3 protein-coding genes are annotated in these 3,434 nt (G+C 57.0%); 1 reads left to right on the top strand and 2 read right to left on the bottom strand.

All coding sequences use genetic code 11. The features are described 5' to 3' along the window. Positions 1-34: 34 nt before the first annotated feature. The gene (locus tag KJ970_09995) at positions 35-214 is read right to left on the bottom strand and encodes a cupin domain-containing protein (protein MBU2691250.1); all 180 of its coding nucleotides are present in this window, start codon (positions 212-214) and stop codon (positions 35-37) included. Between KJ970_09995 and KJ970_09990 the strand changes: the two genes are divergently transcribed. After that, a complete protein-coding gene (locus tag KJ970_09990) occupies positions 213-419 on the top strand; it encodes a hypothetical protein (GenBank protein MBU2691249.1) in 207 nt (68 codons plus the stop codon). The two genes, KJ970_09995 and KJ970_09990, sit on opposite strands and share 2 nt — an antisense overlap. 24 nt (positions 420-443) lie before the next feature. Here KJ970_09990 and KJ970_09985 read toward each other — a convergent pair whose 3' ends face one another. Further along, on the bottom strand, positions 444-3,338 hold the full coding sequence (locus KJ970_09985) for a hypothetical protein (GenBank protein ID MBU2691248.1): 2,895 nt from the start codon (positions 3,336-3,338) through the stop codon (positions 444-446). Between the last annotated feature and the right edge of the window lie 96 nt (positions 3,339-3,434).

Raw genomic sequence — 3,434 nt, 5'->3', positions numbered from 1 at the left:
GTTTGCAAGGTGATTGCGGGGCTCCCGGGGGCCGCTAATCCAAGGTCAATTCCTTGATCAGTTCTTCAAATTCGGGGTATTTCGATATCAGCTCTGTGCGAACAGCCGCTTTATAATCGGTGAATTTAAAACCGGGAACCATGGTCGTGCCCATCAAGGCATACTTGCCTCCGGGGACAAGCCGGGATCCCTGCCAGGATCCATCATCTGTCATGGGAGGCTTTGATCAAGATGGGTTCACCGGACTCGTACAATTGAAGCACTCCTTGGAAGAAACGCGCCCGATGGCTCGGGCCGCGGCGGTATCGAATCTGATCGCCCTTGGGGATGAAGAGACGATCGCTTTCGTGCGGATGCGGATGGAGGACGAGTTCGATCCGCTGGTGCTGCGGATGTACCGGGAGGCGTTGGAGGAATAACTGTCGATAGTGGATTCGATGTTGCTACCGAACGATAACAACCTTTTTCGCAAAGGCCTTGCGGTCATCCACAGAAAGCACCGCGTTGTATACGCCGGTGGCCGCGGGGTACCCGGCCTTTGTGCTTCCGTCCCAGGTGATCCGGTACCGGCCCGATTCCCAGAGCGATTTCGGAACCAGGTCAACCACTCGTCGGCCGCTCACGTCGTAAACATTGAGTTCGACCTCCGATCGCAGGGGCAGACTGAGCGAAAACACTGATGCCTGGCCGGGGTGGAGCGGGTTGGGCGCGTTCTGGGAGAAGAACAACCGCAAAGGTGTGGGCGAATCTTCGACCGCAACTGGTACATTTGTCATATTCAGAGGAACCATTGGATCACCTAAGAAAACGTATGATGACACGGTGGCCAGTATCTCGGATTGATCCGCATAGTCGATCATGACTCGCCGAACCGCGGCCAGGAAGGCGTCGCCCACCGGACGGCCATCATGGTTGAATAATTCCTCGGCGAGGTAGCGGGCCAGCGGATCATTTCCGGTCTGCCAGGTGCCGGCCGTGGGACCGATCCAAATGACGGCGCCCTTGTCCGCTTCGGCCAGGAATTTGTGGCCGATCGGCGTACCGAAATCGCTGTCTTCGGTTCGGGCGAAATCTCCCGAGTTACAGCTGGCGGCGACCACAACGGCCGCATGCGTACCGTACGGATGAATCATCGCCATATCCCATGGATTAGCCAAATTCGTCTGGTCGTAAAAATTCCCCGGCCAGCTCCGGTTCGAGACGGAGCTGAGGAGATAGACGACCCCCGGTGATGCGCTATTCCAGAGGTCGGCCGCGGCTGTATTCCGCTCGGCGTCATTCGGGACGTCCGATTCGTAAAGGTGGCTGATGCTGATCCCGCCGGGTACGATCTGCTCTACAGCATCGGCGATAGCGCGGGCGGTCTGGCCCGACACGCCGTTATGGTCGCGATCGCCGACCAGAAAAGAGACATTCCCGACGCCGTACCAGCCTCCATGATAGTCTTGCAGTTTGTATCCATAGGAATAGATCTCGTCCTCCGTGGTGAAAGGCAAGCGTCCGACGATGACGTCAGGCAGACCGAGACTGTCGGTGTCTGTGTCCATGTAGATCATGTCACCCATGCGGTAGGGTGTGACCCAGGCCATGCTCTCATCCCGAGGCAGAATGTCCGGGGTGTACCAGGTGGGAATGAGGTCATGGGCCGATTGGTCTTCGTATCCACTGCCGAGATAGCCTTGACGGATGGCCTCCCATCCGTTTTCGGGTAACCACAGTAGGGGATACTCAGGGCCGGTGAACTGCCGGTGATCGTTACCATCGCCCACAAGCAGAAACCGGGTATCGCCGTTATCGTATCCGGCGATATCTGACTTGAGCGCCTGCCGAAAGGCTTCCGGCTCAGACGGGAAAGTTCCTGTGCTGATGACCTCGACATCGACGCCCCACCAATTCCCCCAAAAATCGGCGATGGCGTACTGCACCGCTTCCACCAGAGCAGGATAGGCATAGATGACAAGCCTGGAGTTGCCCCCGGTCATCACGCCGCCATAGCTCGTTCCCGCACGGAGCGCATTGAGTTCGACGATCTTCTGCCTGAGGCCTGCAATGGTGTGTGGGGTCGCTGCCGGGATGAATTCCGGGGTGTAGATTGACGCTGTGCCGTGGACCCGGAGATCACCGCCGATTTCGATTTCAACCAGCCGGTAGAGTTGTCCGGACGACACCGCAAGCGGAACGGACATGCGGCCGATGGCTGGAAGAATGCCATCCCTGACGACGCTCCAAGGTCCCATTGCATCAGCCGCTTCCTCAACGCGGAAGACCGCAGTCTTGAAGAGGCTTGAGACTTTCCACTCCGCTCGATCTTGCCGGACAGAGAAACCATGAATCTCTGCCGCCGGATCCTCGTCGTGCCGAACCCTGAGTTCAAAGTCCACACCGCCATTTAGAAGCAGCTCATCGTGGTTGTTGCTTGCCACGACCGAAGCATCGACAATAATCTGCCCTGCTCCATCACCATTGGGAATGATCTTTCCTTTGATCTTGTGCTTTCCATCCCAATGAACGTCTTCAAGAGCAAAGGGACCTTCGGCGCGCAGGGGGTCGACAACTTGGTTGGTTTCGGTGTCCAGGACGATTTCAAAATCCTTTCCTCCTGAGGGAATCTGTGCATCTTGTACCGGCGATGTTGATAGAACAAAGGGCGACAGCGTGTGATCATCATTCCCGGCCTTGTCGATGTCGAGTCCGGCCAGGGCGCCTTCCACACTGCGATAGTCGGGATCATCCCCTGCCATCCGCGGCCAGAAAGCCGTGATGTCAGTCACGAATTCACTTGTCGGGCAGGATCCACTGTAACCAAGTATGCAGCGCGCGCCGGGCCAAGCCTGGTCGTGATACGTGTGACTATAGCAGCAACCATTGTAGACCAGTGTCTTCGCAGACACAAAGCGGCTGCCAATCGCCCAGGGCTTCATCGAGATGTGCCAGCCATTTGAGGATTGAGCTTTGTAAAGTTGATCCATCGGGAAACCGCTGTCTTCGAGAATATCCCAGGCGGTATCGCGATCCTGCTCATCAGAGTAGGCTTCGACTGCGAGTCCGTCGGAATCGCCATGGGTGATGGTTTGGAGCAGGCCATGTCCCTGGGAGAGTATATCGACCCATTCATTCACACCGCAATCGTTCTGGCTGTCGCCATCGATTTCAAAACACTGAGAAACGAAATATTCTTGGTCCTCGGCAGAGACAACAAACGCCCCCCGGCCCGGTCCAAGCGCGAACTGATAGGGCTCGATCACCGCAGCGGTGTTTGAAGTGGAAGTTTCACAGGCCGCCATGACGCCGGCTGAAGTCAATAGCATGAGGAGATTGCCGAAGAGTAGAGATCGCATCGCTAATTTCCCCCTCGCGCCAGCTCCAGCGGAAGCGGCTTGGCGAACTCCTTGGCGCTGGAAACCCACAGGTAGTGTTTTTCGCTCGCCCATGTG

The organism is Candidatus Eisenbacteria bacterium (genome assembly GCA_018831195.1).
Taxonomy (GTDB): Bacteria; Eisenbacteria; RBG-16-71-46; order CAIMUX01; family JAHJDP01; genus JAHJDP01.
This window is presented reverse-complemented; position numbering and strand designations above follow the sequence as displayed.